The organism is Novosphingobium sp. 32-60-15, assembly GCF_002280675.1.
Taxonomy (GTDB): Bacteria; Pseudomonadota; Alphaproteobacteria; order Sphingomonadales; family Sphingomonadaceae; genus Novosphingobium.
Genome location: NZ_NCEN01000039.1, coordinates 1 through 13,460, shown reverse-complemented (window position 1 = coordinate 13,460; position 13,460 = coordinate 1). Strand labels below are relative to the sequence as shown.

Here is a 13,460-nt window from a genome sequence, read left to right as displayed (position 1 = left end):
ATCGAAGCGGGAGATCGCATCGTCACCAGCGCGCCAGCTTTCGTCGAGACTGGAGCGGAACTCGGCAAGCCCGCTGCTCGCCGGAGCATCCTTGGCTTCAAAGCCGATGATCGGGCCTGCCCGAACAGGCGCGCGCAGCGTGCTCGCAGCCCGCGCCCGCCAGTCGTGGGTATCGGCATCGGCAAGCGTGAAGACCATGATGTCGAGCGCCAGACCGGGGTCAGATGCAACGTGCAGTGCCAGGACATCTCGGCGCTGCATCGCGAGCTCGTCAACCAGGCGCTTGGACAAGGTCGTCCGGCGCTTGTCCGAACCTTCCTCGCCCGCAACGACTTCGATCCGATCGTCGCCTTCGGCGGGTTCAGCCTGACGCTCGCCGTAGAACACCGGCTGGAGAACCGGCGTGCCATCGCGGGAGAGCACCAGCACCATTCCTGCCTCGGCCTTGAGCTCGGGCGCGATAACCGGCGGTCGGGCCCGGATTTCCTGGCATTCGCGTTCGATCGCCTCAATGGCCGCTTCGGCCGCAGCCACAGCCTCCTCGGCACTGTCCTCGTCTTCAAGGATTGCCGCATGCTCGTCATAGGAGGCATCGAGTTCGTCGAGCCTCGCCACTTCCGCTTCGGTCAATGGCGCCGGTTCGGCGGGAAGCCGGACCAGCCCTTCGACCAGGTCGTGGCTGGCATAGGGATCGAGCGTGGGCTTGACCCAGGCGAGGCCCTGCTCGGCGGCGAGGGCTTTGGCCTGCTCTTCCATCTTCGCGGCGGCGAGGCTCTCGAGCAGCGCGACGTCGACCCAGGATTCGCTGTCATCGTCATCGAACAATTCGCGTTCGATGCAACCGCCGGCGGCCATGTAGGCGTCCCGGCCAATGAGCCTGGCTCGAGGGTCACTGCCCCGCACAGTCCCGGAGAGGACCATGCGCCGGATGCTGTCGGGATTGGGCGCGTAGTAGGCCGAGGAGACCTGCTCGAAGACACGGGCCTGGATATCCTGATCCGAGGTTGCGCCGAAGGCCTTGGCAATGTCGAGAGTGATTTGGCCGGAGGCCAGTGCCTCGAATACGACGGGCGCAAGCGTCGCGAGGCGCAGTCGGCCCTCGACGAAGCGGACGGTCAGACCGAAGCGGCGAGCAACGTCCTCGACAGTCGCACCGCCTGCCACGAGCGCGGCAAAAGCCTGGGCTTCATCGGCGGGGTTCATGGCGAGGCGGTGGAAGTTCTCCGCGAGGCTGGTCTCGACCGCGGCTTCGGCACTGTCTTCGAGCACGAGGCACGTGACTTCGTGATCGCGGGCGAGGAGCTTTTCGTCCGCGAGCGCCAGCATCGCACGACGACGGCGCTCGCCCGCTTCCACCTCGAACTTGCCTTTGGCAGCGGGTCTAACGATGAGGTTCTGCAGCAGACCATGCGCAGCAATGCTGGCCTTGAGTTCGGCATCTGCTGCCGTGTCACTGTGACGGCGGACATTACGGGGAGACTGAACGAGCTTGTTCAGCGGGATCGATTTGATCATGGGACACACTCCTGATTGTGAGCCCGGCGCATCGACCATCGATGCCCAAATGGCTCAACCAGGGCAAAGCCCGCTCCCCTCTAATGCGTTCGAAGCAGATCTCCTGATAGGCACGGAAAATGACGGCTGGCGATGGTTGCGACTTTCCGGTCATTCCCACGCGGCGGGTTGAAAGCAGGTCTACCGCCAACACCCTACACTCAGCGAAGGCTTCACGTCGCAGGATTAAGACCGCAACTGGGCCGTTCGCCGACAGAGCGGCTTCGGAAATCGATTAGGGTGCTGCCGTTGTTTCACACATGCGACCTGTCCTTTCCTCCCATCTCTCGAGCATTCGATGGGGCATTTGGCGCGACCTGAAGGCCCTCAGGCTTGTGGATCGATCACGCAGAAGCCTTGACAGGTGCGCTTGATGAATGTCGAACAAAGATGGAACGGAGGTGGTGGATGAATGGCGTCGAAGAGGAATTCATAGCCAAGTTCTTGTCCGAACTTCGCGAGGACAATGCCGCAGTCTTTATCGGGGCAGGCCTTTCCAAAGCCGCCGGCTTTGTCGATTGGCGCGGCCTTCTCGCGCCAATCGCCACTCCGTTGGGGCTCGACGTAGAAAAAGAAAGCGACCTCGTCGGGTTGGCCCAATTTCACCTCAACACCAATGCCGGCAATCGTAACCAGCTCAATCAGCTCCTTATTGACCAATTCACGGATTTGCCTGCGCCCACCGAAAATCATCGGCTGCTCGCCCGCCTTCCGATCCGCAGCTATTGGACCACCAACTATGATCGGCTGATCGAACAGGCTCTAAAGGACAGCGGCAAACGGGTGGATGCAAAATACACCATCGAACAGCTCTCGCTAACAGTTCGCGGGCGCGATGCCGTCGTTTACAAGATGCACGGCGACATTGAGCATCCGGACAAGGCTGTGCTCACCAAGGACGATTATGAGCGCTACGCAGGGACTCACGCGCCGTTCGTCACTGCGTTGACCGGCGATCTTGTCGAACGGACCTTCCTGTTCCTCGGCTTCAGCTTCACCGATCCCAATCTCGACTACGTTCTGGCTCGGATTCGCTCGCGATTTGAGAGGAACCAGCGGCAGCATTTCTGTATCGTCAAGACTCGCTCTAAGCTGCCAAACGAGTCGGAGGCCGACTTCGCCTATGCCAAGACGCGCCAGGACCTGGTCGCTCAGGACCTGCTACGGTTCAACATCAAGACTATCGCAGTCGAAGAGTACGGCGATGTCACCGAGCTTTTGCGCACAGTCGCCAACCGGTTCCGGCAGCGGACCGTGTTCATATCTGGAAGCGCGGCGGACTACGGCCCGTGGGGACAACAGGACACTGAGAATTTCCTGAGGCGCCTTGCGGCGGCGCTCATCGACCGCGACTGCCGCATCACAAGCGGTTTTGGACTGGGTATCGGCAGCGCCGTCGTCACCGGCGCCGTCGAGCAAATATATTCCAGCAGCCAGCGCACCATCGACAGCCACCTGCTACTTCGGCCCTTCCCGGCAGGGATCCAGGACCAGGCCGAACGCACACGCGTTTTCGAGCGTTATCGAGCCGAGCTGATTGAGCAGGCTGGAATCGCTATCTTCCTTATGGGGAACAAGCAGCAGTCAGGCGACGTGGTGCCGGCGGACGGGATGCGGGTAGAATTCGATCTCGCGCGCAAGGCGGGCCTGCATTGCCTACCGATCGGCGCGAGCGGCTGGATATCGACCGACTTCTGGAACGAGATGATGAGCGATATCAAAGTCGCGCTTCCGGGGCACAACGACGATTTCTATGCCCTGTTCAAGCGGCTCGGCCAGCAGGTCGACAATCCGCTCGAGCTCATCGAACCCATTCTCCAGATTATCGACATTCTCAGAAAGGAATAGGCATGGCGCGTCACACCTTTTTCAGCTTCCACTACGAACGAGACGTTTGGCGGGCGGGACAAGTTCGCAACAGCTGGGTCACGCAGGAGCGGGTCGCATCCGGCTTCTTCGACAAGGCGGCTTGGGAGGAGGTCAAGAAGAAGGGCGACGCGGCCATTAAAGCCTGGATCGACGCCGAACTCAAAGGCACGTCAGTGACGGTCGTGCTGATTGGCGCCGAGACGGCGACTCGCGATTACGTAAATTATGAGATCACCCAAAGCTGGGCCAAGAACAACGGCCTCTTGGGCGTCTATATACACAACCTCAAGGACGCCGCGCAGAAGACCGACACCAAGGGCGCTAATCCGTTCAGTCAGTGGACGTTCAAGCGCAACGGTGTTGTTGTTTCGATCCCGACCTATGATTGGGTCAGCGACAACGGCTACGCCAATCTCGGCAGCTGGATTGAGACCGCAGCGAACGCCGCTGGCCGCTAAAACTGCGGCCTCGAGAGCGCGAGGTTTGGGGCGTTAGGGGGCATTGATGGCGACATTCACGGAAAGTCGTATTCGGCAGCGCGCGCAGCAGAAGACAGGAACCTTGAGGAAGGCAGCGACCGTCCTCAGAGAGGAGGTTGCCGCGACCAAGACCAAGACCAGCTTCGACATTTTCCTGAGCCATTCGACATCCGACGCGGAGATCATCTTGGGCGTTAAGGCGGTCCTCGAGGACTATTGTAAGACGGTCTATGTCGACTGGCTGGAAGACCCGCAACTGGACAGGAGGAATGTTACCGCCGCATCCGCCGAGGTGATCCGGGCGCGGATGCGCCAATGCAAATCGCTGGTCTATGTGCATACCGCGAATTCCGGAGGGTCCAAATGGATGCCGTGGGAATTGGGCTATTTCGACGGCTTTAACGGAGCGGTGGCTATCCTTCCCGTCACTAGGAACCGCGAGGCGACCTTCGAAGGCCAAGAATATCTCGGCATTTACCCGTATATGGACGAAGCCCCCTCTACTGGGAGCACGGTTGAAGAAATCTGGGTCAACAAAGGCAGCACGGCGTCGCGGCGATGGGGCACATGGATCAGCGATCCTCGCACGTTCCGCAAAACGGCTTAAGAGAGTCTCTTGACCGGCGCGCGCATGGTGAAATCAATCTGACGTCCGGCTTCGGGGGGGCGCTTTAATGACGATCTGCTCGCGCCCCCAATCGGCAGCTTGTGAGAGAACCAGACGTTGGCGTTGCCAGATCTGAGTGACCGGGTCTGGTCGCGTGCTGCCGGAAGCGGAACGCCGTATCTTGCGACAAACCCGCCGCTCAGCGCCGCAGCTGTAAACGTCCGGCTATGCCGAAACCGGCCGGCCCCGGGCTAGAAGTCATTCTCCTATGTCCAGGCGTGAGGACGAACCGGATCGGCGGCTTCAAATACACGAAAGGCGATAAGCTGCCGCCAATCATGCGCCGCCTGCGATCGAATCTTTGGCCGGTGTTGGGAATTCTCTGGCTGACGGACCTTGGAAATTTGGTCGAAGTCGCGCAAAGAAATAGGAATGGCAGCGAAAAAGAGAAAGGGCGCGAAGAAGGCGAAGGGTGCTGACCGGCAGACGGCGGAGCGCGATGATCTCATCAAAGATGGAGGCGGCTACGACTGGGGCTGGCCCGCCATCGAGATGGTCATGGCCAACATGGAGCTATCGCAGCGCTTGGCCGCCGGTGGCTTTTCGGGCTGCGGCTATGGGGTCATCCCCGATGACTTGCCCTTCATAACGCTCGTTGGTTCCAACATTCGCGGAATGCAGTCCGCGCTCACGCTCCTGAAGGAATGGACCACGCTATCCGGACCGAACGCGATTCGCCTTGAGATCGCTTATGATGGGCCGGGCTATGTGCTTGCGATTTCCCAACAGGTCGATCTTCTGCGCTGGCGTGTTTCAGGAATCGACACGGTCGGCCAGCCGCTCATGATGGTGACAAGCCATATCAAGCGCCTGGATTCGCGGCATTGGATGCTCGACCAGTTGGCCGACTATGCCGAGCAGCCGGTAGCGCCTCTATGGCTGATTGTTGCAGAGATGCCGGAGAGCGTCTCGCGCGGAGGCGGCAGCCGCGACTTCGGCTTCACGCCCAATTGGGATAACGCCATCCTCCTGCCCGGCATTGAAATCTATCGTCGGCCCGAGGATCGGCCGCCGCATACGATGGCGAGAACCGAGGCCGAATTCGAGGCAAGAACGAAGAATGGCCCGGATCCCGGCTGGCCGCCGGCCCCGGAACAGGATCCCGCGAGCGTCGCGAGCGCCCGTGAGCGGCGGCTCGCCGCGTCGATGCCCAAGACGCTCCACGTGCTCCGCAACACTAACCGAGGTGCCGCGTTTCTGGAGCAGGCGTTGGTGCTGGGGTGCGCCCGGTGGCAGGTCGAGCAGGCGATCTGCAATATACGGTCGGCCGATTTTCTTGCCTATCAGCCGAGCGGTGCGCGCAAGCGCCTCGCCATGATCGACGCCGTCCGTCATCGCGTGCTGGAGCCGGCCTCGATGGACGTCGATCTCACCGTCATCTCGAACGACCAGATCAGCGCCCAGATCGGGCTCGACACCGCCTTCCTGTTGCGGCGCCTCGAACCCGACCGTGAGATCGGGGACGCCGTCGCTGAGCGGATCGAGCGCATTCGGGAACTCGGTTATGGCTGACACGCTCGTGCAGGCGACGGCAGACCGCCTGCGGGTCTTCATCAGCTCGACAATCGGCGAGTGCGCGACCGAGCGGGAAGTCGCGCGCGCCGCTATTCGAGGCCTCAACTTCGAGCCGGTGCAGTTCGAACGTGAGGGCGCACGAGCAGAGGCGCCCCGCGACTTCTATCTGCGCAAGCTCCAGGACTCGCACATCGTCATCGGCATCTATCGCAAATCCTATGGATGGATCGACGAAGCCAAAGGGATGTTCATTTCCGGGCTCGAAGACGAGTTTCGCGAGGCGCAGCGGCTCGGCAAGGACTTCCTAGCCTATGTGCTGAAATCCACGCGCGACCGCGATGCCCGGCTCGAGGCGATGGTCAGCGAGATGATGGCAGGTCCGAACGTCCTCTATTTCTTCGATGACGGCGAGGATCTCGAGGCGCGGTTTCGCGATGACCTGACGGCGCTCATCACCGATCGGGTTACGCTGGCGCAAACTTCATCGCCTACCATCGGCACCGCGAGTGCAACGCTCGCCGCCATTTTTCGCGACGGAGCGCTGCGCGTCCGGCGCAACGGACTACTCGATCAACTTTCGCGGGCCGCAGCACTGGCTCGGATCGTCTGGGTGACAGGAGCATCGGGCGCAGGCAAGACGGCGCTCGTGGCCGAATGGTCGCATGAGCGCGAAGCGGCTTATGTCAACGCCCGCGGCATGGACGCCCGCACGGCGCTGCTCGCCGCGGCCGAGCGGCTGGGGATCGCGCGCGGACCGGAGCTTGCGACACCCTTGTTCGAGGACGCCCGCTCGATGCTGGTCGCGCGTTGGCGACACGGCAATGGCTGGCCCTTGGTGCTGGACGATCCGGAAGATGCCGATGCGGTCTGGTCGGTGCTCGGCACCTGTCTCGGGCAGAGCGGCATTGGCTCAGTGGTGATCGTCACGCGCGAAAAGCCGGACGGCGCAGCCGGAGACGAGCTGCCGGTAAAGGGCTTCACCAGCGACGAGCTGGTGGCGCTGCGCACGCTCGCCGGCGCGTCGGTCCCGGCCGGCCTGGGAGATCTGCCGCTCCTCCTTCGCATGAATGCGACGGCGGTAACTGGCAGCCAGCGCTACAACGCGTTGAATGCCGTCTCGCGCGAGATCCTCGGCTATCTGTCGCTTGCGCCGGCGATGCTGACCCTATCCGACATGCAAGTTCTGCTGGGCAGTGCGGCCGCTACGCCAACCGAGATCGCCAAGCATGTCGCCGTTATGGACGATCTTCTGTTGGAGACCGCGGCGGGGTACGGCTTCATCCACGAGAGTCTGCGCGAGGAGATTGGGCAGATTGTCCTTGAGCGCCCCCAATTGCATGGGCTGCTCGTCGATCGCTTGTCGAAGCGGCTAGCACACACCGGAAGATCCTGGGCGGCCTTCAGCCTACGGCGGAGCGAGATGTCCGAGCAGGTCGCGCGGCTCGCCAATCGAGCCGCCTCGGAGGCGGTGTTCAGCGGATCGACGCGACACCTGACCGATGCGCTAGAATATCTCGTCGACTATTATCGGTCGCGTTCGGAGAAGGGCCGTCTTGTTTCGGTTCTGATCGCGCTCGGCGAAGCGCGCGCAAACCAGGGCACGACCAAAGCCGCTGAGCTGCTGTTGCAGGAGGCGCGCGACACTGCGGCTCAGATCGACGATCGCGAAGCCGGAGAGATGATTGATCTGCTCCAGGCCTCGATCGATCTGAGGCGTTCGGCATCGGCGGCCGCCCTCGAGCGCGTGCGCGCGCTGCGCGATGTTGCGCGAGTGCAAGGTCGCAAGGATCGCGAGGGGCGGCTGCTGATTGACGAGGGCGTCGCCTACCTGAGCGTGAATGACACCGATGCCGCCGCGCTGATCTTTCGGCGCGCACGCGAGGTCTTCGCCGAGCTCGAGGATGGATATGGCCTTGAGATCGCGACGCGCAATCTGATCGCATCGCTCACACTCTCGAAAGAGGGGAGAAGCGAAGCCGAAGCGCTCCGCGCCGAACTCGAGGTCGACGAGCCCGATTCACCTCGTCATCGCGCGTGGTTGTGCAACTTGGAAACTCCGCGCCTCCGCATCGAGAAAAGGTTCGAGGAAGCCGAAGAGATGGCCCGCGAGGCGATCGCCATCGGCGAGGAACTAGGCGACAGATATCTGGTGGCGATCAACCAGATTATGCTTGGCAACGTGTTGCGTGATGCGGAGGATCTCGCTGGCGCGAGAGATGCCTATGCCGAGGGCGGCAAGCTTGGCCAGTCAGTGGGCCGGCCCGACATCGAGGGACGCAGCTCGCGTTTGCTCGCCTCGGTCGACAATCAGGCCGCCGCAGCGGCGGAGGGTGTAGAAAGGCGCACACTCGCAGCACGTGCCGAGCAATATGCGACCCACGCCGCTGGGCTGTTGGCGGACAGTTATGCCTGGGTCGAGCAGGCCTTCGCGCTTGAGGAGCGGGGAGACGCCCACCGGATTCAGGGGCACGACCGTGACGCAATGTCCGACTATGCGCTTGCCATCGCTGGGTATCTTCGCGGAGATGATCGTGCCGAAGCCGAGCGCCTGTTGCGCTACTTCGTACCGTTCATCGCCGAGGAGGAATATCCCGAGACGCTGATCGCGCTCGCCTTCGATGGCCGGAGCAATCTCAAGGGGGCGAGTGCTTGGGTCGAAGCAATGACAGTGGCGCTATCGCGCTGCCCGAGCGCGGCCGCACCCAGCGTCCTCGGCTCTCTGGTCCGGTCCTTTCTCCCCGGCCGGAATGGTGCATTTTGGTTCGATTGTCTGGTCCGGTGCCTTCTTGCTGTCGACGAGCGGCGCGGTCTGAGAAAACAGGGATCGCTAGGCTCTATGCTCTTGCTGGCGATCCTCAGCTTTGGTCGGCATCGCTCCTTTACCACCGCGGAATTGCTTACGCTTACCGGAATTTGCGCGAGCGGGCTCGACCATATGATAGTACGTCACCGCCCAGATGACGATCTGAACCTTGTCCTTCGCCTGGGCAGCACGCAGCGCCTGCTTTTCACGGTGCGCACCGATGCCAAAAGGCCTGAGGCGATGTTCGCGGCGCTGGTGATTGGAGCCTTCCTCGATGCCTTCGCAGACGAGCTTTCGGATATTCTCTCGCCGGACCTGTTGGAAGAGGGCGCCGCGATCGACGTCCATGTCTTCGCCCAGGCAGTCGAGAGCCAAGCGGTCACGGACTTTTTTCGTGAAGGCCTGAAGGACAAGCCCGTTGCGACCGCCCGGATCATCGCGAATGAGGGCGAGGAGCCACCTATCGTGGTCTTCGCTCGGAAGGATGCGATCGAGGCATTGGCGGCGAGCGAAGAGCGAGGAGGAGAACTTGAGATCATGCTCGCACGCTTCCTTGATGAAGTCATCTTCGTGACCACGGGTCGCAGCGTCGATGACGAAATTTTCTCCGCGAAGATCCGAGACCTGCTTATCTCAATCCTAGGGTAACGCGTCGGGGCTTGCTAACTTGACTCGGCCATAGGCAGGGAATTGGCACCACTATTCTTAGCAACGCCTCGACGATCGCCGGGCGACAACGAACTTAATTTGGGGGATGCTTTAGCGCGGCACTGCAACCGAGCGAACGGCGGCTTTCCCGCTGAGGTCCGTCCTTGCAGTATTGGCTTGGAACGTCGTGATCTGGTCGGTCATTGCCATTCCAGACTCGAGGCCGGTAGCGTAAATGGACTCGCTCGGCAGCGAGCACTATTGTTCGCCGCCATGTTCCACCTCCACTGCACCAAAAAGCTGCTCGATCGGATCAAACCGGACATCGTTACCGCTGGGCACAGCGACACCAACTTGGGCAGCTGGTATGCGACCATCCTGTTCTGGAAGCCGCAGGTAGCTTTGCTGGTTTCTGAGTGCACGCTGCTTCCCGTGCTTATGCCGCTAGCCCCAGCGGCCACGCTTGCTCGAAGATTCCCCGCACAATTGGCGCTGGTTCTGAAGGAGCACGGCGTCTCATCTGAATTCATCGCTCAGGAAGTCTGGCGGATGGACAAGGTCCAGTACGCGAAAACTGCGAACCGGAGCGTCGTAGGCATCCTCAATGAGTTCGTTCGCCAAGCTGAGTTCTGGCTCGCCGCCTATGCTTATCAAAAGGGCGACGATGATGACCTCTTGGCGATTTCGGCTAAGCTCGCGGAGACTCCATGCAGCCCGTTATACAAGGGGCCGATTTCGCCGGACAAGGCCCTCCACGAACTCGTGAAGGCTAGTTCGCAGATTTGAGTCTGCTGGCCGGACACTGTGCTAAGAGATCCTTCAGCACTCGGTCGGAGGCCCAACTCATGCGGTCAGACGGGATCGGGCGGCAAATCGACAATCCGGAAGACAGCGCCCGATCCGGCATCACGGACCAGATCAACGCGCGCACCATCCCAGTGATAGTCGAGGTGCCGCCCCTGTATGGGGTTCGACGCGCAGTCCGGGTAGAAGAGCGCGACGCATTCCCCACCGGGATGCCGGATGCTCGGGCAGGCAATCCCGTTCGATCCCGCGCCCCTGAGGTGCCGTGAGACTGCTTGGGATGCCGCGTAGCTGTCGGGGTCGAGCGCCGGAACCGGCTCCCCCGCCCGAGTTCGGAGATCATGCAAGTCTGCATCGACTGCCATGACGATTTCCCGGAACTGCGAGGTCCATCCAGCCCCTTCCTTTGTCCGCGCCATGAAGCGGGCATGGTGGTGGATCGTCTCGAACAACGCGGTTTCAAACCGGTCGCCAACATAGAGCACGCCGTAGCTGCCATCGGTAAAGCGACTTGGCCGGTCGGTGCTGACATGTGTGAATGGCGCCATGAGGTAGGAAGCGCCGTTGCCGCCGACGCGTCGGTCGACTGGAACAAGGTCAAGATTGCCAATCGTCGCCATGATGCGAGGATTGGTCTTCTGCTCTGCCGAGATCAAAAGCGGCCAGTCGGCTGGATCAGCGATGTCCTCGAACAGGTCGATGGGCGGAAAGGCACTGCGGATGATCCGAACAGCGCCCTTCCACTCAACTCGAGAAACGGGGATATCCGCCGTTCCGCTCACCAGCCACCGCGCTCGGCGTCGAGATAGCGACGCACCCGCATAATGTCGGTGAGCTCGCCTCCGAGCATTACGTCTAGCGCGCTGGCTCCGCCGAACGCATCGTTAGCCGCCCTGATCCAGGCATAACCACGGGCCGCTTCCGAGAAGATAATCCGGAGCGCCTTATGGGTGCCCATAAGGTTAGACAGACGAGCGCGGCCATCGCGCGAGACGCGCCCGGGGCCTTCCGCCTTCCATCGCCGATAGGAACGCACCGGCATGTCGAGCAGAGTGGCAGCCTGCTCATCGGTCAGTTCCCATTTGCCAAACAGATTGAGGACTGCCCGGAACATGGCAGATGCCTCGTCCTGGGTAATCGGATTGGGACGGAAGGCGGTAACGGCAGTATCAACGGGTTGCAGAGCCAGCATGGCATTTCTCCATATGGCATCATATATTCTGAATAATGCCATTTGGCAAGTGGCTACGCCGATGATGCCAGTCTCGCAATCACACTCGCTGCGCCATCGATCGGCACGAAGAGCCGTGTCTGGTAGCGGATGATCTCGGTAAAGCAGCCTTGGGCCTTGTACCAGTCGAGACGGGCTACGCTCCAACCGTTCAGCTCAATTCGCTGTGAGCCATTGACCAGGCTGCGTTTGACCATGAGCTTCTCGCGGCCCGCGAATTCCATGGCGCGGCCCGTCGCCAGGACGGTCTGGACAATGTCATCGGCGGAAAGCGTCTGTTCCCGTTCGAGACCCACCGCCCGGCACAGTTCGGGCACGCAATGGACGGGAACCTCACGGCCTAGCAGCGAACGACCATCCGCCGCTGAGATTCGGCTCACCCTCACGAAATCCGAAGGGAGCTTGTCCCAGACCGGCAACAGGAGGCCCGTCGCAAGATAGAGGCGCTCGCGCTTGTGGCTGGTCCGAGCTTCCTCGACCTCGGTTGACCACGCATCGCGGAGAGCGTCGACGGAGATATACTCCCAGCTGCTCTCAGTCAGCTGATCCTCGGTGATGTGACTGGGTTTGAGCGGACGCAGCAATTCGAAGCGGGGCACGCGCGTGCCGTCATCGGCAAGAATGCTGCGAGCGGGCACCAGTAGGGCGACCCGTCCTGAACGGGCGTTCCGAACCGGCTGCTGCCGCTGCCCAGTGAGGCCGTGCAGCTCCTCAAGCCGCTTCAGCGTGAGAGGTTTGAGGGCTCTGGCGATTTCCATTTCCAGCAAATGGGTGGTTGCGCCCGAGGCCGGATCGGTGCGCAGCAACATGTCCGACACCACCGTGAAGTCCTCGACCGCGATGGTCTCAAGGCCGAGATCGAGTGTGCCGGCCTGCTGGGCGGCATCGATGCGCGCTTCGACCAGCCCCATGAACTCGTCAAAGATCGCGTTCTGCAAGACGATAGGAAGTGCAAGGATGCGATTGAGCCAACGCTGGATCGAAGGCAGGTCATCTACCATTGAACCGTCGCGTGCTTCGATCCGGAGGCCCGTCAGCTCCTGAAATCGTCCAAGGCTGACCGCTTCGAGCTTGCCGGTGAACAACAGGCCGAACCAGCGATGGAGCGCCTCCTTGGCGTAGATGCTTTCGAGATTGTCAGCGGGATCGAACAGGTTCTGCCCGCCGGTCTGGCGCTGCCCGCGCGTCAGAGCGCCAAGACTGTCCAGTCGCCGCGCGATAGTCGAGATGAACCGGCGCTCGCCGCGCACGTCGGTGGTCACCGGCCTGAACAGCGGGGCTGATGCCTGGTTGGTGCGATTGGTCCGGCCAAGCCCCTGGATCGCAGCGTCAGCCCGCCAGCCCGGTTCGAGCAGGAAGTGGACGCGGCGCGCCTGGTTCCCGGCGGCCAGATCGGCATGGTAGCTGCGCCCCGTTCCCCCAGCGTCGGAAAAGACCAGGATGCGCTTGGCGCCGTCCATGAAAGCCTGGGTCTCAGCGACGATGGCGCGCGGCGACCGCGATTGGAGTTTCTGATGACCGTCGCGCCCGATGATGAGCCGACGCGTGCGACCGGTGACTTCCGCTACCTGATCAACGCCGAAGCGCTCGATGATGGCATCGAGTGCGGTCGCGATCGGCGGCAGGGCGCAAAGCTCCTCGATCATCCGGTCGCGCGCGGCAAGCGCGGAGCGGCAGAGCACCGGTGTGCCTTGCTCGTCAGTCATGGGCTCGGAGCGAGGATTGCCGTTTTCGTCGGTAAAAACCGCCATCAGGCGAACGGGAAAGCTCTTGGCGAGATAGTCGATTACATATTCTTTGCAGTCGCAGTTTATGTCGAGCGTGGCGGCGGGAGGCGCAGGTTTCCTTCGGTTTTCCATGATTTCACTCCAGATAATTGCCTGACAAGGT

General features: G+C 61.7%; 10 protein-coding genes. 6 read left to right on the top strand and 4 right to left on the bottom strand.

Annotated features, from left to right (window positions below):
• Window positions 1-1,515 (bottom strand): ParB/RepB/Spo0J family partition protein (locus B7Y89_RS17170; protein WP_292940471.1); only part of this gene is annotated, 1,515 nt, incomplete at its 3' end.
• A gap of 447 nt (window positions 1,516-1,962) precedes the next feature.
• Between B7Y89_RS17170 and B7Y89_RS17165 the strand changes: the two genes are divergently transcribed.
• The 6 genes from B7Y89_RS17165 (at window position 1,963) to B7Y89_RS17140 (ending at window position 10,321) form a co-directional block, all read left to right on the top strand.
• On the top strand, window positions 1,963-3,402 hold the full coding sequence (locus B7Y89_RS17165) for an SIR2 family protein (protein ID WP_277280776.1): 1,440 nt from the start codon (window positions 1,963-1,965) through the stop codon (window positions 3,400-3,402).
• 2 nt (window positions 3,403-3,404) lie between these two features.
• Complete coding sequence (locus tag B7Y89_RS17160; RefSeq protein WP_277280775.1) at window positions 3,405-3,881, top strand: TIR domain-containing protein; 477 nt, start codon at window positions 3,405-3,407, stop codon at window positions 3,879-3,881.
• A 46-nt stretch (window positions 3,882-3,927) separates the two neighbouring features.
• Entirely contained in the window at window positions 3,928-4,509 is a 582-nt protein-coding gene (locus B7Y89_RS17155; protein ID WP_292940464.1) for a hypothetical protein, read from the top strand.
• A gap of 432 nt (window positions 4,510-4,941) precedes the next feature.
• A complete protein-coding gene (locus tag B7Y89_RS17150) occupies window positions 4,942-6,081 on the top strand; it encodes a hypothetical protein (RefSeq protein WP_292940461.1) in 1,140 nt (379 codons plus the stop codon).
• A complete protein-coding gene (locus B7Y89_RS17145; RefSeq protein WP_292940458.1) occupies window positions 6,074-9,535 on the top strand; it encodes a DUF4062 domain-containing protein in 3,462 nt (1,153 codons plus the stop codon). Before B7Y89_RS17150 ends, B7Y89_RS17145 begins: the two co-directional genes overlap by 8 nt.
• A gap of 177 nt (window positions 9,536-9,712) precedes the next feature.
• Window positions 9,713-10,321: a hypothetical protein gene (locus B7Y89_RS17140; RefSeq protein WP_292940455.1), complete on the top strand. Its 609-nt coding sequence runs from the start codon at window positions 9,713-9,715 to the stop codon at window positions 10,319-10,321.
• Window positions 10,322-10,386: 65 nt separating this feature from the next.
• Here the strand turns inward: B7Y89_RS17140 and B7Y89_RS17135 are convergent, their stop codons facing one another.
• The 3 genes from B7Y89_RS17135 to B7Y89_RS17125 all read right to left on the bottom strand — a co-directional run.
• Complete coding sequence (locus tag B7Y89_RS17135; RefSeq protein ID WP_292940452.1) at window positions 10,387-11,121, bottom strand: RES family NAD+ phosphorylase; 735 nt, start codon at window positions 11,119-11,121, stop codon at window positions 10,387-10,389.
• Window positions 11,118-11,531, bottom strand: a complete 414-nt coding sequence (locus tag B7Y89_RS17130) for an MbcA/ParS/Xre antitoxin family protein (protein ID WP_147161475.1) — start codon at window positions 11,529-11,531, stop codon at window positions 11,118-11,120. The genes B7Y89_RS17135 and B7Y89_RS17130 overlap by 4 nt, the downstream gene beginning before the upstream one ends.
• A 53-nt stretch (window positions 11,532-11,584) precedes the next feature.
• Window positions 11,585-13,460, bottom strand: a 1,876-nt coding sequence (locus B7Y89_RS17125) for a strawberry notch C-terminal domain-containing protein (protein ID WP_292940444.1), incomplete at its 5' end; no start/stop codon positions are given.

Coding starts and splice junctions, on each gene's coding strand:
- B7Y89_RS17130 (WP_147161475.1), bottom strand. CDS start 11,531: ATGCTGGCTCTGCAACCCGTTGATACTGCCGTTACCGCCTTCCGTCCC.
- B7Y89_RS17165 (WP_277280776.1), top strand. CDS start 1,963: ATGAATGGCGTCGAAGAGGAATTCATAGCCAAGTTCTTGTCCGAACTT.
- B7Y89_RS17150 (WP_292940461.1), top strand. CDS start 4,942: ATGGCAGCGAAAAAGAGAAAGGGCGCGAAGAAGGCGAAGGGTGCTGAC.
- B7Y89_RS17155 (WP_292940464.1), top strand. CDS start 3,928: ATGGCGACATTCACGGAAAGTCGTATTCGGCAGCGCGCGCAGCAGAAG.
- B7Y89_RS17145 (WP_292940458.1), top strand. CDS start 6,074: ATGGCTGACACGCTCGTGCAGGCGACGGCAGACCGCCTGCGGGTCTTC.
- B7Y89_RS17160 (WP_277280775.1), top strand. CDS start 3,405: ATGGCGCGTCACACCTTTTTCAGCTTCCACTACGAACGAGACGTTTGG.